This is a genomic window from Hyphobacterium marinum, assembly GCF_036330325.1.
GTDB lineage: Bacteria > Pseudomonadota > Alphaproteobacteria > Caulobacterales > Maricaulaceae > Hyphobacterium > Hyphobacterium marinum.
Genome location: NZ_JAZDRO010000002.1, coordinates 192,454 through 212,011 on the forward strand (window position 1 = coordinate 192,454; position 19,558 = coordinate 212,011).

Annotated in this window: 22 protein-coding genes; 10 read left to right on the plus strand and 12 right to left on the minus strand. The window is 63.4% G+C overall.

The window, feature by feature from the left end; genetic code table 11:
• The first annotated feature begins 43 nt into the window (after positions 1-43).
• Positions 44-745: a response regulator transcription factor CtrA gene (gene ctrA / locus V0U35_RS05920; protein ID WP_330195752.1), complete on the plus strand. Its 702-nt coding sequence runs from the start codon at positions 44-46 to the stop codon at positions 743-745.
• A 155-nt stretch (positions 746-900) separates the two neighbouring features.
• Here ctrA and V0U35_RS05925 read toward each other — a convergent pair whose 3' ends face one another.
• Entirely contained in the window at positions 901-1,737 is an 837-nt protein-coding gene (locus tag V0U35_RS05925; protein ID WP_330195753.1) for a CheR family methyltransferase, read from the minus strand.
• 20 nt (positions 1,738-1,757) lie between these two features.
• Positions 1,758-2,126: a response regulator gene (locus V0U35_RS05930; RefSeq protein ID WP_330195754.1), complete on the minus strand. Its 369-nt coding sequence runs from the start codon at positions 2,124-2,126 to the stop codon at positions 1,758-1,760.
• Between the two features lie 135 nt (positions 2,127-2,261).
• Between V0U35_RS05930 and V0U35_RS05935 the strand changes: the two genes are divergently transcribed.
• A complete protein-coding gene (locus V0U35_RS05935; RefSeq protein WP_373696375.1) occupies positions 2,262-2,693 on the plus strand; it encodes a DUF1801 domain-containing protein in 432 nt (143 codons plus the stop codon).
• Between the two features lie 19 nt (positions 2,694-2,712).
• Here the strand turns inward: V0U35_RS05935 and chpT are convergent, their stop codons facing one another.
• Positions 2,713-3,381, minus strand: a complete 669-nt coding sequence (gene chpT / locus V0U35_RS05940; protein ID WP_330195756.1) for a histidine phosphotransferase ChpT — start codon at positions 3,379-3,381, stop codon at positions 2,713-2,715.
• 199 nt (positions 3,382-3,580) lie between these two features.
• On the opposite strand from chpT, the gene V0U35_RS05945 reads away from it, so the two are divergent.
• Complete coding sequence (locus tag V0U35_RS05945) at positions 3,581-5,038, plus strand: M23 family metallopeptidase (RefSeq protein ID WP_330195757.1); 1,458 nt, start codon at positions 3,581-3,583, stop codon at positions 5,036-5,038.
• Between the two features lie 69 nt (positions 5,039-5,107).
• On the opposite strand, the gene V0U35_RS05950 is transcribed toward V0U35_RS05945, so the two are convergent.
• Positions 5,108-5,554, minus strand: coding sequence for a hypothetical protein (locus tag V0U35_RS05950; RefSeq protein ID WP_330195758.1), 447 nt, complete (start codon positions 5,552-5,554; stop codon positions 5,108-5,110).
• A gap of 268 nt (positions 5,555-5,822) precedes the next feature.
• Between V0U35_RS05950 and V0U35_RS05955 the strand changes: the two genes are divergently transcribed.
• The 5 genes from V0U35_RS05955 (at position 5,823) to V0U35_RS05975 (ending at position 8,715) form a co-directional block, all read left to right on the plus strand.
• On the plus strand, positions 5,823-6,470 hold the full coding sequence (locus V0U35_RS05955) for a TetR/AcrR family transcriptional regulator (protein WP_330195759.1): 648 nt from the start codon (positions 5,823-5,825) through the stop codon (positions 6,468-6,470).
• Positions 6,471-6,572: 102 nt separating this feature from the next.
• Complete coding sequence (locus V0U35_RS05960; protein WP_330195760.1) at positions 6,573-7,004, plus strand: VOC family protein; 432 nt, start codon at positions 6,573-6,575, stop codon at positions 7,002-7,004.
• A complete protein-coding gene (locus tag V0U35_RS05965; protein WP_330195761.1) occupies positions 7,001-7,486 on the plus strand; it encodes a VOC family protein in 486 nt (161 codons plus the stop codon). The genes V0U35_RS05960 and V0U35_RS05965 overlap by 4 nt, the downstream gene beginning before the upstream one ends.
• 12 nt (positions 7,487-7,498) lie before the next feature.
• Complete coding sequence (locus V0U35_RS05970; protein ID WP_330195762.1) at positions 7,499-7,903, plus strand: DUF1428 domain-containing protein; 405 nt, start codon at positions 7,499-7,501, stop codon at positions 7,901-7,903.
• Positions 7,904-8,268: 365 nt separating this feature from the next.
• Positions 8,269-8,715 carry a glyoxalase superfamily protein gene (locus tag V0U35_RS05975; RefSeq protein WP_330195763.1) on the plus strand — a complete coding sequence of 149 codons (447 nt, stop codon included), beginning with the start codon at positions 8,269-8,271 and terminating at the stop codon, positions 8,713-8,715.
• Between the two features lie 89 nt (positions 8,716-8,804).
• Here the strand turns inward: V0U35_RS05975 and clpB are convergent, their stop codons facing one another.
• The 5 genes from clpB to prfA form a co-directional block, all read right to left on the minus strand.
• Positions 8,805-11,417: an ATP-dependent chaperone ClpB gene (clpB, locus tag V0U35_RS05980; protein WP_330195764.1), complete on the minus strand. Its 2,613-nt coding sequence runs from the start codon at positions 11,415-11,417 to the stop codon at positions 8,805-8,807.
• A gap of 141 nt (positions 11,418-11,558) precedes the next feature.
• Entirely contained in the window at positions 11,559-12,269 is a 711-nt protein-coding gene (locus V0U35_RS05985) for a DUF4167 domain-containing protein (RefSeq protein ID WP_330195765.1), read from the minus strand.
• Positions 12,270-12,489: 220 nt separating this feature from the next.
• Positions 12,490-13,290, minus strand: a complete 801-nt coding sequence (prmC, locus tag V0U35_RS05990; RefSeq protein ID WP_330195766.1) for a peptide chain release factor N(5)-glutamine methyltransferase — start codon at positions 13,288-13,290, stop codon at positions 12,490-12,492.
• Positions 13,287-14,048, minus strand: a complete 762-nt coding sequence (locus V0U35_RS05995; protein WP_330195767.1) for an MOSC domain-containing protein — start codon at positions 14,046-14,048, stop codon at positions 13,287-13,289. The genes prmC and V0U35_RS05995 overlap by 4 nt, the downstream gene beginning before the upstream one ends.
• Positions 14,045-15,118, minus strand: a complete 1,074-nt coding sequence (gene prfA / locus V0U35_RS06000) for a peptide chain release factor 1 (RefSeq protein WP_330195768.1) — start codon at positions 15,116-15,118, stop codon at positions 14,045-14,047. The genes V0U35_RS05995 and prfA overlap by 4 nt, the downstream gene beginning before the upstream one ends.
• A 115-nt stretch (positions 15,119-15,233) precedes the next feature.
• Here prfA and V0U35_RS06005 point away from each other — a divergent pair, with 115 nt between their 5' ends.
• Positions 15,234-16,010 (plus strand): tetratricopeptide repeat protein, encoded by a 777-nt coding sequence (locus tag V0U35_RS06005; RefSeq protein WP_330195769.1) that lies wholly within the window; start codon positions 15,234-15,236, stop codon positions 16,008-16,010.
• On the opposite strand, the gene V0U35_RS06010 is transcribed toward V0U35_RS06005, so the two are convergent.
• The 3 genes from V0U35_RS06010 to V0U35_RS06020 all read right to left on the minus strand — a co-directional run bounded on the left by V0U35_RS06010 (position 16,011) and on the right by V0U35_RS06020 (position 18,199).
• Positions 16,011-16,433: an MAPEG family protein gene (locus V0U35_RS06010; RefSeq protein ID WP_330195770.1), complete on the minus strand. Its 423-nt coding sequence runs from the start codon at positions 16,431-16,433 to the stop codon at positions 16,011-16,013.
• 84 nt (positions 16,434-16,517) lie between these two features.
• A complete protein-coding gene (locus V0U35_RS06015) occupies positions 16,518-17,099 on the minus strand; it encodes an LOG family protein (RefSeq protein ID WP_330195771.1) in 582 nt (193 codons plus the stop codon).
• On the minus strand, positions 17,096-18,199 hold the full coding sequence (locus V0U35_RS06020) for a threonine aldolase family protein (protein WP_330195772.1): 1,104 nt from the start codon (positions 18,197-18,199) through the stop codon (positions 17,096-17,098). Before V0U35_RS06020 ends, V0U35_RS06015 begins: the two co-directional genes overlap by 4 nt.
• 225 nt (positions 18,200-18,424) lie before the next feature.
• Between V0U35_RS06020 and V0U35_RS06025 the strand changes: the two genes are divergently transcribed.
• Positions 18,425-19,516: a hypothetical protein gene (locus V0U35_RS06025; protein ID WP_330195773.1), complete on the plus strand. Its 1,092-nt coding sequence runs from the start codon at positions 18,425-18,427 to the stop codon at positions 19,514-19,516.
• Positions 19,517-19,558 lie beyond the last annotated feature (42 nt).

The following is a 19,558-nucleotide window of genomic DNA, read 5'->3' on the forward strand; positions in this document are numbered from 1 at the left end:
GGTGATTCGCGAAGGGCCGGCAAGCAGGGCGGAGGCTTATTCCATGCGGGTTTTGCTGATCGAGGATGATCGCGCGACGGCGCAATCGATCGAACTGATGCTGAAGTCCGAAGGCTTCAACATCTACACAACCGATCTCGGCGAAGAGGGCGTCGATCTCGGCAAACTCTATGACTACGACATCATCTTGCTGGATCTGAACCTGCCGGACATGCCCGGCTTCGACGTCCTGAAGACGCTGCGCGTGGCCAAGGTGGAAACGCCGATCCTGATCCTCACCGGCAATGCCGACGTGGACAACAAGGTTCGCGGCCTCGGCTACGGTGCCGACGACTACATGACCAAGCCCTTCCACAAGGACGAGATGGTCGCGCGTATCCACGCCATCATCCGCCGCTCGAAGGGCCACGCCCAGTCGATCATCAAGACCGGCGACATCGCGGTCAATCTCGACGCCAAGACGGTCGAGGTCGATGGCCAGCGCGTGCATCTGACCGGCAAGGAATACCAGATGCTGGAACTGCTTTCCCTGCGCAAGGGCACGACCCTGACCAAGGAAATGTTCCTCAACCACCTCTATGGCGGCATGGACGAGCCGGAATTGAAGATTATCGACGTCTTCATCTGCAAGCTCCGCAAGAAGCTCGCCGCGGCCACCGAAGGCCAGCACCATATCGAAACCGTCTGGGGCCGGGGCTATGTCCTGCGCGACCCGGCGGAAGGCAAGGCGGCCAGCGCGGCCTGATCGGCGCTCACCCGCTTTCAGAGACGAGGAAAAGCCCGGGCCGTCCCCGGGCTTTTTCTTTGACGGTTAAAGACTGCTCAGACCATCGCGCCAGGCGGCAAACGCGAAAAGACGAATGGCACCGCTAGCGGCGCGCGGCGGCGGCCGCTGCAGCGTCAGGCGGCCTGTGCGATGTCACCTGCGGCTTTTTCGTATAGGCCCCGCTTGCCCCGGACCGAGCGAAACATGTCGACCGCGCCGGCGGCGGTCTCTCCCTCACCCAGAATGAGATAGCCGTCATCGGCCAGGTGGCGGCCGAGGCGGGTCAGGACGGTCTTGCGGGCGTCAGGCGTCATTGCGGAAATGACATTGCGGCACAGGATCATGTCGAACATGCCAAGCGCCGCGCTGGCATCGAGCAGATTGTGCTGCTGGAAGTCGACGCGGCGGCGAATGCCCGCCGAGATCCGCCAGTCCTTTCCGCTCTGTTCGAAATGATGGATCAGACGCTGGATCGAGAGCCCGCGCTGGACGTCAAACTGGGAGAAGGCCCCGGCCCGGCCGCGATCTATGGCCCGGGCGCAGAAATCGGTGGCGACGATCTCGACGGCGATGTCGCCCAGGCGCTCGGCCTCTTCTTCCAGGATCATGGCCAGTGAATAGGCTTCCTGGCCATTACCGGCCCCGGCGCACCAGATGCGGATCTTGCGCTCGGTTCCTCGGGCACGCGCCAGTACGGGCAGTATGTCCTGGCGGAAACTGTCGAAGGGTTTGCGGTCGCGGAAGAACCAGCTCTCGCGGCAGGCGAGGGATTCCACGGCGGCCTTGGCCAGTCGCGGATCGGCGTCGCGGCGGATTGACCCGAGCATGGCGGAAATGGTTTCGAAGCCTTCGGCCCGGGCCAATGGCGCGAGCCGGTGCTCGACCAGGCAGGCCTGGTTGGGACGGATAGCGAGGCCGGCAATGCGATGGGCCTCGGCGGCAACGTATTTCATGTCCTCAGGCGTCATCATGGCCGCAGGGCCCTCCGGTATCAGGCGATCAGGCCCACTTCCTCGAACTTCGACTGGATGATCTCGCTGTCGAACGGCTTCATGATGTACTCGTCCGCGCCGGCGCGCAGCGCCTCGGTGATGCGGCCCATATCGTTCTCGGTGGTACAGAAGACGACGACCGGCTGATCGCCGGACGGTTCGCTCCGCAAGGCCTGCATGAAGTCGAGCCCGTTCATGACCGGCATGTTCCAGTCGAGCAGGATGGCGTCGGGCATTGAAAGGCGGCACTTGTCGAGCGCACTCGCCCCGTCGGCCGCCTCGTCGCATTCGAACTGAAGGTCTTCGAGGATGCGTCTCGCGACTTTCCGGATCACCCGGGAATCGTCCACCACGAGGCAGGTCTTCATGCCGTCACTCCCCTTCACGCCGGGCCTGGCGCGTCGGGGAGGAAGACTGGAACGGGTTTGGTTAACGCCGGGTTTTGAAACCAGGATTTAGCTGGTTTAAGACTGACCTGCTGTGCGATGCCGGATCGGCAATTGATGGAGGCCATGATGACTCCTGGAGAAGCGGGGAATCCCAAGCTCCTGTCGGGTGGCAATCCACAGATTCCCAAGGGCGATGGGGACGGACCTGTTCAGGCCTATATCGACGCCATGCCGGGCTGGAAACAGGCAATTGGCCGGGCCATTGACCGGATTGTCGAGCGTGAGCTTCCCGACGTGAAAAAGGCCGTGAAGTGGAATACACCTTTTTACGGGCCAGACGGCACCCATTGGTATTTGAGTGTCCACTGCTTCACGAATTTCGTACGGGTGACCTTCTTCAACGGATCACGGCTGAGCCCGCCGCCAGAGAAGACGTCGAAATATCCGGACGTACGCTATTACGACGTGCCGGAAGACGGGCTGGATGAGGACCAATTCGCCGACTGGGTCCGGCAGGCGTCACACCTTCCGGGCGAAAAACTCTAGCGGCTTATACCCGCGGCTCTCAGGCGGCGGCCGCCGCCGGGGCAGCGAGCGCCACGAACTCCACCCGGTCTTCAGTAGCCGTTGCCGTAGCACGGCCACCCGCGCCATGGGCGATTAGGCCGGCATAGTAGGGCTGGATGGAGCGGCCATCGAACCCGTCTTCCGGCTTAATGCCTTCCAGGGCGGCGGCGTGTTTCGGGTCGATCTTGGCTTTCGGGCCTTCGGCGATGATGCGCAGACGCGACCCGCCGGCACTTTCGGTCGCCTCAACCGTGACTGTGCCGCCGCGCGGCGCGGACTCAATACCAAGAATGCAGAGGTTCAGGAGCAAGCGGGCAACGGATTTCTCCAGCGCCGGGGCGTCGACTTTCCAGACGAGTTCGGGCTTGACCGTGGCGAAGAGACCGGACGCCAGACGCTTGAGTTCCAGGCTGTCGATGACACCAGGGGCCGAGCCGCCCGCACCAAAGGCGAGCCGGGCGAATTCCAGCTTGGCCTGGGCCTGGCGGGAGCTTTCCCGGACCAGTTCGAGCGCGTCATCGCGCATGTCCGCCGCATCTTCGTCGTCGAGCACGCTGAGCGCCGCGCCGAGCGCGGCAACAGGGCTGACAAGATCGTGACACAATCTTGCGCAAAGTAGCGCGGCGAGTTGTTCAGGGGCCATGTCGGCGAAGCGCGTTTCAGTCATGTCCATAGCGATATCTGATTCTTTCCCGATTGGCCCTATCGCATCATTCGCCTGGTGCGAGTAAGGTCTTGGCAACCGTTATCCGTCACGTCATTGTCCCGCGTCGCTTCAGCCGACCGCATGGGGAGGGCGGAAGAAACGGCGCGAAGTTTGCTTATCGCTAGACCAACTGCGTTAGCCATCCCTTAAGGGAAATCACATGTCCGGATTCGACGTTCGCATTGCAGACGCCGCCCGAACCCGCGGGTTAGCCATTGCCGGCAGCCTGGCGCTTTCTGTCTTCCTGCTGGCCGGAATTTTCCTCACCCGCGGCGGCGGTTCGGAACCAGATACCGCGATCGAGGCGGTACGCCCCGAGCTTTCTGTCAGTCTGGCCGATACGATCGGCGCGAATGACGGGCAGATAGGCCGGACTCCGGTCACCAACATTTTCTCTGATGACACGATTTTCGCTGCGGCCTGTATCGCCTGCCCGGCGTCAGTGGAAAGCGTGGCAGCCACGGTCCCGTCCGGCGGGACACTGGCCGGTGTACTCGGCAATGCCGGGGCCGGAGCTGGCGATGTCAGCCGAGCCATTGCGTCGCTCGACGGCATTTTTGACGTGCGATATTTGCGCGCCGGGCAAAATCTGACCGTCTATCTCGGCACACCGCGCCTGATTGATACCAGGGCTGATGGCCCGCAACTCGAAGGGTTCTCCTTCCGCCCCGACCTCGACCGCTCGATTACGGTCTCCCGCGCCCGTGACGGCAATTACTATGCCCGCGAGACGGTTGCCGAATTCGACAGCGAAATCGTGCGGGCCGAAGGCGCGATCACGACCAGCCTCTATGTCGACTCCCTGGCCGCCGGGGCCACCGACCGCATCGTGGTCGAGCTGGCCGGCATTCTTGCCTACGCGGTAGACTTTCAGCGTTCCATCCGCGCCGGTGACCGGTTCGACGTGGTGTTCGAGCGCTATCTCGATGCCGATGGCGAGGTCGTGCGCACCGGCGACATTCTCTATGCGGTCTATGCCGGGCGCGGCGAGCCGCTGGAATATTTCCGCTTTGAGACCGAAGACGGCCAGGTCGCCTACTACAACAGTGAAGGCGAAAGCGCCCAGCGCCTCCTGATGATGACACCGATCAATGGCGCGCGCCTGTCCTCGCATTTTGGCATGCGCCGCCACCCGGTCCTGGGGTATTCGCGGAACCACTATGGTACGGACTTCGCTGCGCCGCGCGGTACACCGATCTACGCGGCTGGCTATGGCGTGGTCGAACGTGCCAACCGTTTCGGCAGCTTCGGCAATTTCATCCGCATCCGTCATTCCAACGGATTTGCGACCCATTATGCGCACCTGAACGGATTTGCCCGTGGCATCACGGCCGGTGCCCGCGTCCAGCAGGGCCAGGTGATCGGCTATGTGGGTACGACGGGCCGCTCGACCGGACCGCACCTGCACTATGAAGTCGAGCACAATGGCACGCGCGTGAACCCGATGTCGCTCGACCTGCCGACCGGGCGCACGCTGGAAGATGACGAGCGCGACGCCTTCTTTGCCGAGCGTGACCGGATCATCGCCATTCGCGACGGGGCCCGCCCCGCCGCCGAGATCGGCGACGTTCCGCCGGCCCGCATCGTCCAGGCTGGCGAGAGCAGCGGCGCGCAGTAACGCCCGTCAAACCAGACATGAAAGCGGTCGGGGCGATGCTCCGGCCGTTCTTCATTTGCCCAGGCCGGTTCAAATGCGCGTTGCGCGGTGGAAGCAGTAGGCGGCCGCCAGCCACCCGGCAGTGAACAGGCCTGTCGCCAGTGCAATGTCCCGCGGCCAGGCGTTGCCATCGGCCCCCCATCCGGCGAGCCAGGCGATCAGACCGATCAAAGCCTGGACGCCTGCCATGGCCAGAAGCGTCCAGGTCAGACCGCGCGCGTGAAAATGCGAGAGCAGCGCGCCCAGTGCACCGACCCCATAGACGCCGAGGAACAGGGCGTTCGCGTCATTGGCCTCGCTGCCGATGATCCCGACCGCACCATTGACCCAGAACAGGGCGATTGCGGTCAGGCCGGCAATGGCCAGTCCCGCCCTGTGCCACGCGGACCGGACCAGCACGACGACCGTCAGGGCTCCGCCTGACACAACGAGCAGGACAAGGCCGGCGACGAGAAAATCAAGGGACGTCCAGTTCATCCCGGTTCTCCCTGAGTTGTCCCGAAGAGGACATGTCTTCCAACCGATATCAACCGTCGGGTTGAATGACTGGGTAGCGAGAGTCTGGGGAAAGTCCGGCCAATGTGCAATCGGCGGTATCGGTTCGGCCGATGTCCGCGCCAGTACCGCGTGGGCTAGCTCCGGCGCATATCGCTCGGGCCGCTGATCTGGAGAATTCACCTTCCTCGCAGATTCGACTCGACTCCATACCAACTGGTTGGTATGTTTTGCTTCCTAAGGAGTTCCCATGTCCAAACCCCCGATGAAGGCAACTGCCAGAACAAAGCTGCTGGAGGCTGCGCTGACCGTCATTCGGACGAAGGGCTTCTCGGCGACCACGGTCGATGATCTGTGCGCGGCAGCCGGTGTCACCAAGGGGGCCTTCTTCCACCACTTCCAGAGCAAGGACGCGCTGGGCGTTGCTGCAGCGGAATACTGGTCAGAGATGACCGGCACGCTTTTCGCCGGCGCGCCCTATCACGCGCCTGAGGATCCGCTGGATCGCCTGCTGGCCTATCTCGCATTCCGCAAGGAGCTTCTGGCAGGCGATCTGCCAGAATTCACCTGCCTGGTCGGCACCATGGTCCAGGAAACCTATGACACGGCCCCTGCCATCCGCGACGCCTGCGCGCGCAGCATTACCGGTCACGCCGAAACGCTTGAAGCCGATATCGAGGCGGCGATCCGCGCGCGGGGCCTGACGCCCACCTGGAGCGCCAAATCGCTGGCTCTGCATACCCAGGCCGTCATCCAGGGGGCTTTCATCCTGGCCAAGTCCGGGGGCGGTGCGCAGATCGCAGCGGACACGATCGATCACCTCATCCGTTATGTGAAATTGCTGTTCGGACTGGCTGACGCCTCGGCCCCTGCCACGGCGCGGGTAGGCCCGGCATGAGAACAATTCAGATTATCGCTGAGACACCCACCTGCCACGGACCCGATGTCCCGAACCGGCTCCGGTAACCCCATTCATTATGCAACGGGAAAGACAATTCACATGGAACCGACGATCTACCTCTTCTTCAATGGCAATTGCCTGGAAGCGATGACGCACTACGCCGACATTCTTGGCGGCTCGATCAATGGCGTCTTCCGCAACGCCGATGTGCCGGACCCCGAGAGCCGCATGCCCGGCGGTGACGACCTGATCATGAACATGGCGATGTCCCTGGGGCACGCCACTGTCATGGCCTCGGACAATTCAAGCGACATGTACGACAAGCCCCAAGGTTTCCGTATCTCGATAGCGGCGGCCTCACGCGAGGATTTCGACCGAATCTACTCGGCCCTCGCTGGCGACGCACAAGCCGTCGAGATGGAACCGGGTGAAACCTTCTGGGCAGAGCGTTTTGCCATGTTCACCGACAGATACGGCACGCCGTGGATGCTCAATTTCGAAGGCAACAGGGCACAAGGAACGCCCGCATGACCGAACTGATCACCTGCCTATGGTTCGACCACGGCGAGGCCAGCAAAGCGGCCGAATTCTATGCGGCGACTTTTCCGGACAGCCATGTCGGACGCGTGAACACGGCACCTGGCGATTTTCCAGGCGGCCAGGAAGGCACCGAACTGACGGTCGAGTTCACCGTGCTTGGCCGGAAATTTCTCGGCCTGAATGGTGGTCCTGTCTTCACCCCGAATGAGGCGGTCAGCTTCGTCGCAATCACCGAAAGCCAGGAAGAAACAGACCGCTACTGGAATGCGATCATCAACAATGGCGGCGAAGCCAGTGCCTGCGGCTGGTGCAAGGACCGCTGGGGCTTTTCCTGGCAGATCACGCCGCGGCGGTTGCTGGAGCTGACGACAAGCTCCGACAAGACAACGGCGAAGCGGGCCTTCGACGCCATGATGACCATGACGAAAATCGACATTTCCGCGCTGGATGCCGCCGTGGCGGGCGCAAACTGAAGGAGACCTGACATGAGTTATATCGACGGCTTTGTGATCGCCGTACCGACGGCCAACAAGCAGAAATTCATCGACCATGCCAAGCTCGGCGACAGCGTGTTTACCGATCTGGGTGCACTGCGCGTCGTTGAATGCTGGGGTGATGATGTGCCGGACGGCACGATCACCGATTTCCGGAAGGCCGTTAAGGCTGAGGATGGCGAGAGCGTTGTCTTTTCCTGGATCGAGTGGCCCGACAAGGCGACACGCGATGCCGGCATGTCAAAAATGATGGGATGGATGAATGATCCGGAAAAAACCGACCCGCGCATGGATCCCGAGAAGAACCCCATGCCGTTTGACGGCAAGCGGCTGATCTTTGGCGGCTTTGCGCCGATTGTCGCTCTGCGGGGCGATGGCACTGTGAAGGACATCTAAACCCGCCCTGTGCCACGCGGACCGGACCGGCACGACGACCGTCAGGGCTCCGCCTGACACAACGAGCAGGACAAGGCCGGCGACGAGAAAATCAAGGGACGTCCAGTTCATCAGTTTCTCTCCAACCGTGAGTCCAACCCCGTCGGCACACCCGGCAATCCTCGCCTCCGGTCGGCTTGACTCCCTGTCATCGCGCGCTTACACGCCCGCCAAGGTCAGAAGGCACCTGCCGTTCGCACGGGTCACTCCGATGGTGAAGTCTTCGAGTTGAATCCCTGTTTCGGTTTCCTTTCCGGAGACATCCCGAAACGAAGGCAATGCGAACCCCTTTGTCTCACGCGGGATGTCCGTGGAAAGAGACTGACATGACGACGACCTCTCCCCTTCCCTCGCTGGAAGCGCTCAAGGCTCAGGCCCGCAATCTGCGCGCCTCGCTGGAGCAAGAAGGCAATTTCATCAAGCATGGTGAAGCGCTGGAATTCATTGCCGCGCAATATGGCTATCGCAACTGGAACACGCTTCACGCCGCGCTCGGCAACACGCCGCGCGGCGAACTGGCGGTCAGCTCGCGGATTAGCGGAGCCTATCTGGGCCAGCCCTTCACCGGCACGATCCTGTCCCTGTCCTCCCTGGATGGCGGCACGCACTATCGCGTTGTGCTCGACCTCGACGAAGCGGTGGATGTAGTGCGGTTCGACAGTTTTTCGGCCTTCCGGAAGCGGATCACCGGAACCGTCAGCCGCGACGGGCTTTCGCCCGCGCGGACGTCGGACGGTACGCCGCACCTCGTTCTCGAGGTTTCGGATCGGTGATAGTCACCGATGGTGTATGACTACCGGGGCGGGCGGCCATTTGGCTGCCCGCCCCGACCAGTTCGATCTGACTGTGGCCACCGGCCGGACTACTGGACCGTCGCGCCCGCCGGGCGGGCGGCGTGGCCTACCGCTTCGCCATTGATCATCAGGTGACCGGCATCGGCGGAGACCTTCACCGCGTCACCATCTTTCAGACGGCCTTCCAGCAGAAGGCGGGCCAGCGGGTCCTGGAGTTCTTTCTGGATGACACGCTTCAAGGGGCGTGCCCCATAGGCCGGATCGAACCCTTTGGTCGCCAGCCAGTCGCGGGCGGCATCGTCGAGCTCGATCGTCATGCGCCGGTCGGCCAGAAGGCTTTCGAGCCGTTTGAGCTGGATGCCGACGATCGCGCCCATGTGCTCGGCTTCAAGCCGGCGGAAGAGGATGATCTCGTCGACGCGATTGAGAAATTCCGGCCGGAAGTGCGCGCGCACGGCCCCCATCACGCCCTCGCGGGCCGTCTCGACATCGTCGGCGTTCGACAGGAATTCCGAACCGAGGTTCGAGGTCATGATGATGATGGTGTTACGGAAGTCGACTGTGCGGCCCTGACCATCGGTCAGGCGGCCATCATCGAGTACTTGCAGGAGCACGTTGAACACGTCCGGGTGCGCCTTCTCGATCTCGTCGAGGAGGACAACCTGATAGGGACGGCGACGCACCGCTTCGGTCAACGCCCCGCCCTCTTCATAGCCGACATAGCCCGGCGGCGCGCCGATCATGCGGGCAACGGAATGCTTCTCCATGTATTCGGACATGTCCATGCGCGTGACGGCATGTTCGTCGTCGAACAGGAAATCGGCGAGCGTCTTGGTCAACTCGGTCTTGCCGACACCGGTCGGTCCGAGGAAGAGGAAGGAGCCGATGGGACGGGCCGGATCCTTGAGGCCCGCACGCGCCCGGCGCACTGCGTCGGAGACAGCGGCCAGCGCCTCATCCTGCCCGATCACGCGGCCGCGCAGCGCCTCTTCCATCTGGAGGAGTTTTTCGCGCTCGCCTTCGAGCATTTTCTCGACCGGCACGCCGGTCCAGCGCGAAACGACATGGGCGATCTGTTCCTCGTCAACGACTTCCTTGACGAGATCGCCAGCCGCCCCGCCCTTGTCGGCCTCGGCGACTTTGGCTTCTAGGTCCGGAATGCGGCCGTATTTGAGTTCCGAGGCGCGCCCCAGGTCGCCGCGCCGCTCGGCATCAGCGAGTTCAGCACGCAGCCGGTCGAGCGTTTCCTTGACCTCGGTCGAGGAGGCCAGCTTGTCCTTCTCCGCGCGCCAGGCCGCCGTGATCTCGTCGGAGCGGGACTGAAGCTCGGCGAGCTCCTTGTTCAGGGTTTCAAGCCGCGTCTTCGAGGCGTCGTCCTTTTCCTTTTTGAGGGCCTCGGCCTCGATCTTCAGCTGGATGATCCGGCGGTCGATCTCGTCGAGTTCTTCCGGCTTCGAATCCACCTGCATGCGCAGCCGTGATGCGGCCTCGTCCATCAGGTCAATGGCCTTGTCGGGCAGGAAGCGGTCGGTGATGTAGCGGTTTGAGAGATTGGCCGCGGCGACAATGGCACTGTCGGCGATCCGCACCCCGTGGTGAACCTCGTACTTGTCCTTCAGACCGCGCAGGATGGAGACCGTGTCCTCCACGCTCGGCTCGGTGACCACGACCGGCTGGAAACGGCGCGCCAGTGCGGCGTCCTTTTCCACGTGTTTGCGGTACTCGTCGAGCGTCGTCGCGCCAACGCAGTGCAGCTCGCCGCGCGCGAGCGCGGGCTTGAGGAGGTTGGATGCATCCATCGCGCCGTCCGTCTTGCCGGCGCCGACCAGCGTGTGCATCTCGTCGATGAAGAGAATGATATTGCCGCCGGCGTTCTCGACCTCGGACAGGACCGATTTCAGGCGTTCCTCGAACTCGCCGCGGTATTTCGCACCGGCGATCAGAGCGCCCATGTCGAGCGCGAGCAGGCGCTTTTCCTGCAGGCTTTCGGGCACATCACCATTGACGATGCGCAGGGCGAGGCCTTCAGCGATGGCGGTCTTGCCGACGCCCGGTTCACCGATCAGGACCGGATTGTTCTTGGTCCGGCGCGAGAGCACCTGGATGGCGCGGCGGATTTCCTCGTCGCGGCCAATCACCGGGTCGAGCTTGCCGTCCCGTGCGGCCTCAGTCAGGTCGCGGGCATACTTTTTCAGGGCTTCATACGTATCTTCGGCCGACTGGCTGTCAGCGGTGCGTCCAGCGCGCATGGTCTCGATGGCCTCGTTCAGGCGTTGCGGGGTGACACCGGCGGCTTTGAGTGCATCGGCGGCTTTTGTTCCGGCGGCCAGCGCCAGGGCAAGAAGAATGCGCTCGGCGCTGACGAACTGGTCACCCGCCTTCTTTGCGGCCTCTTCAGCAGTGTCGAACAGTTTTGCCGTCGGCGTGGCGAGATAGAGCTTTTCGGCCCCCGCGCCTTCGACTTTCGGTATGGCAGAGAGCGCCTCGTCCGTCCGCGCGACAGCGATGTCCGGCTTGCCGCCGGCAGCGGCAACCAGGTTTCGCGCGAGCCCCGCATCATCGTCGAGCAGGGCTTTGAGCACGTGTTCGGGCGTGAATTGCTGGTGGCTGCTGCGGACAGCGAGGGCCTGCGCAGCCTGAATGATCGACCGCGCACGGTCGGTGTAGCGTTCAATTTCCATCGTTTCCAATCCCCTGGATCAGCAGCGAGATCATGCCCGGACAAGTCTTATGCAAGCCCCTGTCCGGTCCGTTTCACGATGGAGATAGGTGTGGCCGATAGGTCACACAAGTCTGTGAGGCGGGAAATTTCTGCTTGTCCGTCAGGCGGCTTCGCCCGGCTTGGAATCCGCCGCGTCGCTGGCGTCATCCAGGGCCTTCTGCGCAGCCCCGTCATCGGCCGATTTCGGCTTGCGGCCCCGGCGCGCCTTCGGCTTGGGCTGATCCTCGCCCATTTCTGTGGGCTGGGCGGTGTCAGGCTGTTCGCCTTCCGGATTCACGACTTCCAGCGGATCACGCTCGGGACGCGACTGGCGGCGCTGGCGGCGCTGCGGCCGCTCTTGCTCGTCAGCGGTCTCATCCCCGTTGCGCTTGCGTCCGCGGCCCGATGTCTCGAGGGTGTTGTCACCCTCATTGTCGTCGTCGCGCACCGACTCATTGCGATTGCGGCCGCGATTGTCGTTGCGATTGCCGTCATGGCGGTTGCGGCCACGGTTGTCATTGCGATTATCACCGCGCGCATCGTTGTCGCGATCACTCGAATTGTCGTCGGAATCGTCGTCGTTCGAATTGTCACGGCGCTGCGGCTGGGTGGCCTGAAGGATGCGGAAATAGTGTTCAGCATGCTGTTGCAGGTTTTCCGCCCGAACACGGTCGCCCGAAGACGTCGCATCGCGCGCCAGCTGCATGTATTTCTCGTAGATCGTCGCGGCATTGCCGCGGATCTTCACTTCCGGACCGTTGCTCTCGAACGACCGGTTACCCTGATTTCCGCCACCAGGTTTGCCCCGGCCCCGTCCACGTTGACGCTTCATGCTCGACTGTCCTTGCCGAAATGACTGATGCTCATGACCTAATTGTCTCGCGTGCCAGCGTTCTCGGCATAATGCCGGTCTTCCGCGATTTCGGGTTTCTTCTGGCCGGATCACAAGCAAGGCGGCTTTAAAATCCGGCCGCGACAGACCCCCTGTTCTGCGCGAACCGCCTGCTTGGGTATTGAACCTAGACTGCCTTTGCGCGCGATTACAAGTGCTTTTAGCGGCTCTGTGTTTCGGTCTTCTGCCCCGAGATCACGCGCGGATTGCCTGCCAGGTCGCGGCTCAGCGCGACATCCGCAAAGCCGGCAGCCGCGAAGAGCGCGTTCACTGCTTCGGCCTGATCATAGCCGATCTCGACGGCAGCATGGCCGCCGGGCCGCAAAATCCGAAAAAGCTGTGGCACCAAAAGACGATAGCAATCGAGCCCGTCCGCGCCACCGTCCAGCGCCAGGTATGGCTCGTGGTCCGTTACTTCCGGATCGAGCGTTTCCAGGACCGCGCTGGCGATATAGGGCGGGTTCGAGACGGCGAGATCAAAAGCGTTGCCCGGCAAGCCATCTGCCCAGTTTCCGGCACGGAAATCGCAGCGATCCGCCAAGTTATTTCGCCGCGCATTCTCTTCCGCGACCTGCAGCGCCGCCGCGCTCGAATCGATTCCCACGCCGGACGCATTCGGCCGTTCCGACAGAATCGCCAGCAGGATCGCCCCCGAACCCGTGCCCAGGTCCACGACCCGGCCCCCATCTGCCAAATGGCTCAACGCCCATTCGACCAGCGTTTCGGTATCGGCGCGTGGCGTCAGCACGTCCGGTGTCACTCTGAGGTCCAGCGTCCAGAAGGGTTGATTGCCCAGAATGAGGGAGAGTGGTTCGCGCGCCGCGCGGCGCTGTGCCATGTCCCGGGCCTCGGCTTCGCTGCTCGCGGCGGCCAGGATATGCCGGGCTTCCAGCGCGGCCTCGTCAATGCCCGCCGCACGAAGCCATGCCGCGATTTCCGATTTCAGGTCGTCCCGGGTCATGCCAGCCGTGCGTCGTCGCCAACCATCACAGGCCCGCCGGCGTCCACCCGGCAATAGAGACCGCAATCCATGTGGCCATAATGATCAAAGAGCGCCCTGACCAGATCGATGTCGCGCTCGGCCGAATGCGGATCGACATGCGTCGCCGCGCAGCGCGTGATCGGCTTGATCCCGGTCAGGCGCGCACCGCCGAGGGTCAGATCGCGGTCAGCCAAGTCCAGTTCCGACCAGGCAGGCCAGCCCTCGACCATGACATTGCCGCGAAAGCGGGCCGGGTCGACCGCGCGGCCTGTCTTTGCCTCGAGGTCGCGCACGCTTTCCAGATTGATGATCGAGACAAACCCCTTTGGGCTGTCCATGAAGCGGAAGCCGTCGGGCGCACTCAAGACCTTCAACGGCCCGCGCACCGCGTCGCCCAGGACAGCCGAGAGCCAGGTCGCGAAGACCGAACGGCCGGCTTCGCCGTCCAGATCGGCGGTGATCTCGCCGAAATCGGCATGCCAGGCGGTCAGCGTGCCTTCGTCCTCATTCCAGCGCGTGCGCACGGCGGCCACCTGAGGCAGGCGTGCCAGCACGGTGAAGGCGGTTTTCTTGATGTGTTCGGGCGTCTCGGGATCAAACCCGCAGGGGCCGTCCTCGACCGCGTAGAGACGGTCGCCGGGAAAATGGGCCCCTGCGGTCAGGGCCACGGATGTGAGGGGTTCGGGCGTGAAGCCCTTGACCGGATGGCGGGCGAGCGCGGCGACGCGCCCGGTCATGCGTCTTCGAGCGAGGCGAGCCGTGCGGCTTCATCCTCGGCGATCAGCGCCCCGATGACCTCGTCGAGGGAATTACCCGCAAGGATGTCCTGCAGCTTGTAGAGCGTCAGCTTGATACGGTGATCGGACACCCGGTTTTCCGGAAAGTTGTAGGTCCGGATTTTTTCCGACCGGTCACCCGAACCCACCTGCGACTTGCGGGCGTCAGCGCGGGCGGCGTCCTTCTCCTCGCGCTCTTTTTCGTAGAGCTTGGTCTTGAGGAGCTGCATGGCGCGGGCTCTATTCTGGTGCTGGGACTTTTCCTGGCAAAGAACAACGATGCCGGACGGAATGTGCGTCATGCGCACGGCAGAATCCGTCTTGTTGACGTGCTGGCCACCGGCACCGGAGGCGCGCATCGTGTCGACACGGACGTCCTCCATGTTGACGACAATGTCGATGTCTTCCGGTTCGGGCAGGATGGCGACCGTTGCCGCCGAGGTGTGCACCCGTCCCTGGCTTTCGGTCGCGGGTACACGCTGGACCCGGTGCACACCGGACTCGAATTTCAGCCGCCCGAAAACGCCGGCTCCGGAGATGGAGGCGATGACTTCCTTGTAGCCGCCGACCTCGCCCTCGCTGGCGGAAACAAGCTCGAATTTCCAGCCCTGGATCTCCGCATAGCGGCGGTACATCTCGTAAAGATCGCCAGCGAACAGCGCCGCTTCATCCCCGCCCGTCCCGGCACGGATTTCGAGCATGGCATTGGCCTCGTCATCCTTGTCCTTGGGCAGGAGGAGGAGGCTCATTTCCCGCTCGAGTTCGGGCATTTTCTTTTTCAGCGCGGCGCGCTCGTCCTGTGCCAGCGCCACCATTTCCGGGTCGCCACCCTCTTCGATCATGGCGGTCAGATCGTCGAGCTCGGCACGCGCGGCCTTCAGCGCCCGCGCCTTCTCTGCGACGGGTTTGAGCTCGGCATGTTCCTTGGACAGCTTGACGATCTCGTCGGAGTCCGCGGTCGCGCCAAGACGCGCCTCGACCTGTTCGAAGCGGTCCATCACCTGCTGGAGTCGTGTTTCGGGCGCGCGCATGGGCGGAGTGATAGCCGGAATGGCGACCTGATCAAACGGGATTTGACTGCATTTTGACCTCGCCGCGCATTCAAGGGCAAAATGCTGGCGTGAGGTTTGGGGGAGCTTCAGGCAGATGCGTTATGTGTGGGCCACGCTGGTCGCGGTATCGGCGATTGCCGGTGTCTGGCTGTGGGATTTGCGTGAAGCCGCGCTGCGGCCCATGAAGGAAGTCCGCACCCTGCCCTTTGACGCCGCGTCTCACACCGTCGTCCCCAAGACGAATACGATCCGCTACGCCGCCGGGGACTATGACGATCCGCGCCTGCACCGGGCGATGCGCTGTACGATCGACGATGTCCTCAACTCGGGCGTCATTTCCACAGAATGGTGGGCCGAATACGACCGCGCCGAATCCGAGGGGCTTGAGGCGTCAGGCGTTCTGGCCCGCGCCGAGGCCGGCGAGCACGACGCGATGCTGATCGTGGCCTTTCACTATGCCGGTGATGACAGCCAGAACGAACTGGCGCGCGACTGGCTGTTGCGGGCCGGTGAAGCCGGGATCGGCAGCGCGCAGTACGAGATCGGCTATGGATACGTCAATGGCGCGTTCGGTTTCGAGACCGATATCAAGCAGGGTCGGCAATGGCTCGAACGCGCCATCGGAAATGGTGACCAGATCGCCGGATACGGCCTGGCGCGCCTGTATCGGACGAGCCTGATTCAGCCGCCGGACGGCGAAACGCGCGGACCATTTGAACTGGCTTTCGACACCAACCTCCACTCGGCGCAGTATTGCTACGCGGCGGCTCTGGAAGACCTCGCCCGTGACTTCACGCGCGGCCATGCTGTCGAGCGTGACCTCGCTGCCGCCGGCCATTTGCGCCGGCTGGTGTCCCTGTCGGGCGGGTGATCAGGACGCGAGCAGCGCGCCGACATTCACCCCGGCCATGTAGATCAGCACCAGCGTACTCGCCACGAACACGAAGAAGCGCACCGGGATGAAATTCCACAGTGCCTGGATGAGGCTGTGCGCGATGCGGATGACGACATAGGCCCACGCCGCCCAGATCATCGTCTCCGACGCGGTACCTGCGAGATGCGAGTAGAAGACCAGCGCATAGAAGATGACCGGCTGTTCGTGGAGGTGATTGTAATTGTCCGCGATCTGCCGCACCGAGCGCGGCAGCACGTCCATCTCGGACTTTTCCTTCATTTTCGCCGCGTTGATGCGCGCCTTGCGCATGGCGGGGATGCGCGTGGCATACATCCACAGCCACATCACCAGCGACCACAGGATCAACGCCAGAACCGGCGTGAGAATACTGCCCGTCATTGTCCATCTCCCTCGACCGAGACCGGCAGGTTAGCGAGAAGCGCGGATTTTGCGACATGCGATTTTGAATGGGCGAGTGACGCTCTACGTCTGCCCGACCTTCAGCCGGATATCGGCTTCCGGCGGCTGATAGGCTGCGAAAGCATCCAGCAGGGCGTCCGGGTCGCCGCTGACCTGCAGCATGGCGCGGTGGGTGGCCGTAACGAAACCGTCGGCGGCCATGCGGTCGAGAAAGGCCACCAGGCCGTCATAATAGCCGCCCACGGCGAGGATGCCGCACGGGTTTCGATGCTGGCCAAGCTGGGCCCAGGTCCAGATCTCGAAGAGCTCTTCCATCGTGCCGATCCCGCCCGGCATGGCGATGAAGCCATCGGAGAGCTCGGCCATAACCGCCTTGCGCTCATGCATAGAGGCGACGACGCGCATCTCGGTGAGCCCGGGATGGGCGACTTCTTTCAGGGCCAGGAATTTCGGGATCACGCCGATGACCTTGCCGCCTGCCGCAAGACAGGCATCCGCAACCGTGCCCATCAGCCCGACCCGGCCGCCGCCATAGACCAGTGTCAGGCCTCGGCGGGCGATGGCTTCACCCATTGCCTTCGCGGCCTGCGCATATTCCGGCCTTTTACCCGGATTGGACCCGCAATAGACGCAGACCGATTTCATCCCTTGCCCCCGTATTCCGCCATGGCGGCGAAGGCCATTGCAATGCGTTTGACCGGGATCGCCATGATCCGTTCGCCGACACTCAGTTCCGCCGAATGGTAGTCCGGTGCCTCATAGTCCCAGAAGCGGTTGGCGAGCCAGACGCCTGTCTCGCGCGCGGCATGGTCGCGGGCCTTCGCGACGGCATCGCCGTCCAGCGGGATGCGGACATGGAACATATTGGTCAGCGGGGCGTGCGGCTCGATCTCGAATCCGGAGGCGGCCTGGATGGCGGCGGCGAGTTCCCGTGCCCGGGCCACATAGGCCGGCATACGCGCCATGCGTTCAGGCAACAGGCGCAGCGCATCGGGGACTTGCGGCCAACCGCGAATGACGAGCCCGCCGAGCCGGTGTCGCCACACCCGCGCCGCTTCGACGACGTCCGCACTCCCCGCCAGCGCCGCGCCGCCCAGCGCCCCGATATCCTTGTAGAAGGAGACATAGACACTGTCCGCACCGGCGCAGATATCGGCCAGTGCGCGGCCCTCATACGCTTCGGTGCAGGTCCAAAGCCGGGCACCGTCGATATGCAGGCGCGCGCTCCGTGCGCGGCAGGCCGCCTTGATCGCCTCCAGCTCATCCCAGGACGGCAGCAGGCCTCCGGCATGGCGCTGGGGGAGTTCAATGAAAACGGTGGCGAGGTCGCTGCCTGCCGCTTCGACATCGCGCGCCGTAACCGCCGCGCGCCAGTCCGGCGTGAATTCGGCACTCAGCTCGTGGGCTTCGCGGTAGCCGTGATCCTCATGCAGTTCGAGATGCGAGGACGGATGCAACAACAGCGTGCTCCGGCCAGTCTCTGCAGCATGAATCCGCGCCGCAGCGGCCTGCGCCATCGTGCCGGTTGGAAACCAGATCGCGGCCTCGGTCCCGAGCCATCTCGCGGTCTCTGTTTCCAGCGCCCGTGTGACCGGTCCGTCGAGATAGGTCTCCTCCGCCGCCCAGCCTTTAGCGTCCAAGAAATCGGCGACCGCGCGCAGGCGCTGTGACGGTGTGAAATCCCCGTCATGGGGAAAACCCACGGTCACGTCGCAGGCGCTTTTTAGATCATCGCGCTTGGTCATGGTCTTTCCGTCCCGCCCCGCAGAATCGCCGTCAGCGCGCAATCTAGGCGAGGCATGGCTCGCATGGGAAATGGCGGGTTGCTTCCTCTCCCCGGCCCTCTCCCCTTTTAGAAAGGGGAGAGGGTGAAGAAGCTGCAGGGCTGCGAAAGTCAAATTGCCAATCCCTCATTTGACCTCCCGGCACCGGGCCGGAACACTGCAGCAGACAACTGTGGGAGAGGTGCGATGAGGCATTGGCGGCAGGGATTGGTAGCCGTACTGACCCTGGCCTGGACGGCGAGTGCCCATGGCGATCCGATCATCGTGCCAACCGAGATGTGCCGGGGCTATTTCTTCGTGCCGGTCACCCTGCCCGCGCGCGAGGACCGTCCGGAAGACCGGACGCTCTGGTTCCTTTATGACACCGGTGCCTCCAGCAGTTTTCTCGATCCGGACTCTGTGGAACGCATTTCCGGTCAGCGTGTCGCGGTCGGCCTACGCGCGCGGATCAGCGAGGCGAGCCTGGGCAGCCTCACTGTCAGCATGTCGCCACGCGTGACCGAACTCGATCACCTGTCCATCGCACTTGGTCGCGAGATCGACGGCATTCTGGCCTTTGACGCCTTCGATGATTTCCTGACCACGCTCGACTATGTCGCCGGCGAGATCCGGGTCGAGCCCGGCGAACTGCCCCGTCCGGATAATGAGACCGTCTATTCGGCGCGCGGGCGGGACGACCGGCCCTGGCTGCGGGTTCGTTTCGAGGGTCGCACACGCCGCATGCTGATCGATTCCGGGGCGGGCGGCACGGCCTTCGCCGTCAATCATCTCGACCGCTACCGGCTTGATGGCGAGGCCCGCCCCGTCGGCGCGTCGGTCCGCTTTCGGACCATCGAGTACCGCGATGGCGGCCGGCTGGCCGACCCGGCCTATCTGGGCCGCTACCGGATCGAGGCACCGGTGGTTTCGGAGCTGCCCGAGACCGAACTGATCGGCGGGCGTGTCATGGAGCATTTCATCTGGACATTCGACCAACGCAATGAACGTGTCCGTATTGTCCCGAACCGTCCGGACGAGGCCGTGATCATTCCGGGCGAGCTCCATCACGGGCTGGCGATGCGGCCCGTTACGGACGGTTTGCGTGTCGAGCAGGTCCTGCCCGGCGGCGGCGCGGAAGGTCACGACATCCGGGAGGGCGATGTCATCACCCACATCCAGGGCCACCCGGTCCGGGATCGCGGCTGCGAAACCGGTAATTTCGACACCTGGACAGTCACGCGCCTGCGCGATGGCGAGAGTGCCGAGGTCACCTTCCCGCTGGTGGTGCTGGTGGAGTGAGGAGTGCGTGCGGGGTTTCCGCCCACTGTTTCTGACCGTGAA

What these genes read in the sequence shown, in the direction of transcription:
- V0U35_RS05965 (WP_330195761.1), top strand. Translation starts at nt 7,001, where the DNA reads ATGACCGAACTGATCACCTGCCTATGGTTCGACCACGGCGAGGCCAGC.
- V0U35_RS05975 (WP_330195763.1), top strand. Translation starts at nt 8,269, where the DNA reads ATGACGACGACCTCTCCCCTTCCCTCGCTGGAAGCGCTCAAGGCTCAG.
- V0U35_RS05925 (WP_330195753.1), bottom strand. Translation starts at nt 1,737, where the DNA reads ATGATGACGCCTGAGGACATGAAATACGTTGCCGCCGAGGCCCATCGC.
- ctrA (WP_330195752.1), top strand. Translation starts at nt 44, where the DNA reads ATGCGGGTTTTGCTGATCGAGGATGATCGCGCGACGGCGCAATCGATC.
- V0U35_RS06020 (WP_330195772.1), bottom strand. Translation starts at nt 18,199, where the DNA reads ATGACCAAGCGCGATGATCTAAAAAGCGCCTGCGACGTGACCGTGGGT.
- V0U35_RS05950 (WP_330195758.1), bottom strand. Translation starts at nt 5,554, where the DNA reads ATGAACTGGACGTCCCTTGATTTTCTCGTCGCCGGCCTTGTCCTGCTC.
- V0U35_RS05945 (WP_330195757.1), top strand. Translation starts at nt 3,581, where the DNA reads ATGTCCGGATTCGACGTTCGCATTGCAGACGCCGCCCGAACCCGCGGG.
- V0U35_RS05955 (WP_330195759.1), top strand. Translation starts at nt 5,823, where the DNA reads ATGTCCAAACCCCCGATGAAGGCAACTGCCAGAACAAAGCTGCTGGAG.
- prfA (WP_330195768.1), bottom strand. Translation starts at nt 15,118, where the DNA reads ATGCGCGCGCCCGAAACACGACTCCAGCAGGTGATGGACCGCTTCGAA.
- clpB (WP_330195764.1), bottom strand. Translation starts at nt 11,417, where the DNA reads ATGGAAATTGAACGCTACACCGACCGTGCGCGGTCGATCATTCAGGCT.
- V0U35_RS06015 (WP_330195771.1), bottom strand. Translation starts at nt 17,099, where the DNA reads ATGAAATCGGTCTGCGTCTATTGCGGGTCCAATCCGGGTAAAAGGCCG.
- prmC (WP_330195766.1), bottom strand. Translation starts at nt 13,290, where the DNA reads ATGACCCGGGACGACCTGAAATCGGAAATCGCGGCATGGCTTCGTGCG.
- V0U35_RS06005 (WP_330195769.1), top strand. Translation starts at nt 15,234, where the DNA reads ATGCGTTATGTGTGGGCCACGCTGGTCGCGGTATCGGCGATTGCCGGT.
- V0U35_RS05995 (WP_330195767.1), bottom strand. Translation starts at nt 14,048, where the DNA reads ATGACCGGGCGCGTCGCCGCGCTCGCCCGCCATCCGGTCAAGGGCTTC.
- V0U35_RS05935 (WP_373696375.1), top strand. Translation starts at nt 2,262, where the DNA reads ATGGAGGCCATGATGACTCCTGGAGAAGCGGGGAATCCCAAGCTCCTG.
- V0U35_RS05930 (WP_330195754.1), bottom strand. Translation starts at nt 2,126, where the DNA reads ATGAAGACCTGCCTCGTGGTGGACGATTCCCGGGTGATCCGGAAAGTC.
- chpT (WP_330195756.1), bottom strand. Translation starts at nt 3,381, where the DNA reads ATGACTGAAACGCGCTTCGCCGACATGGCCCCTGAACAACTCGCCGCG.
- V0U35_RS05985 (WP_330195765.1), bottom strand. Translation starts at nt 12,269, where the DNA reads ATGAAGCGTCAACGTGGACGGGGCCGGGGCAAACCTGGTGGCGGAAAT.
- V0U35_RS05960 (WP_330195760.1), top strand. Translation starts at nt 6,573, where the DNA reads ATGGAACCGACGATCTACCTCTTCTTCAATGGCAATTGCCTGGAAGCG.
- V0U35_RS06025 (WP_330195773.1), top strand. Translation starts at nt 18,425, where the DNA reads ATGAGGCATTGGCGGCAGGGATTGGTAGCCGTACTGACCCTGGCCTGG.
- V0U35_RS06010 (WP_330195770.1), bottom strand. Translation starts at nt 16,433, where the DNA reads ATGACGGGCAGTATTCTCACGCCGGTTCTGGCGTTGATCCTGTGGTCG.
- V0U35_RS05970 (WP_330195762.1), top strand. Translation starts at nt 7,499, where the DNA reads ATGAGTTATATCGACGGCTTTGTGATCGCCGTACCGACGGCCAACAAG.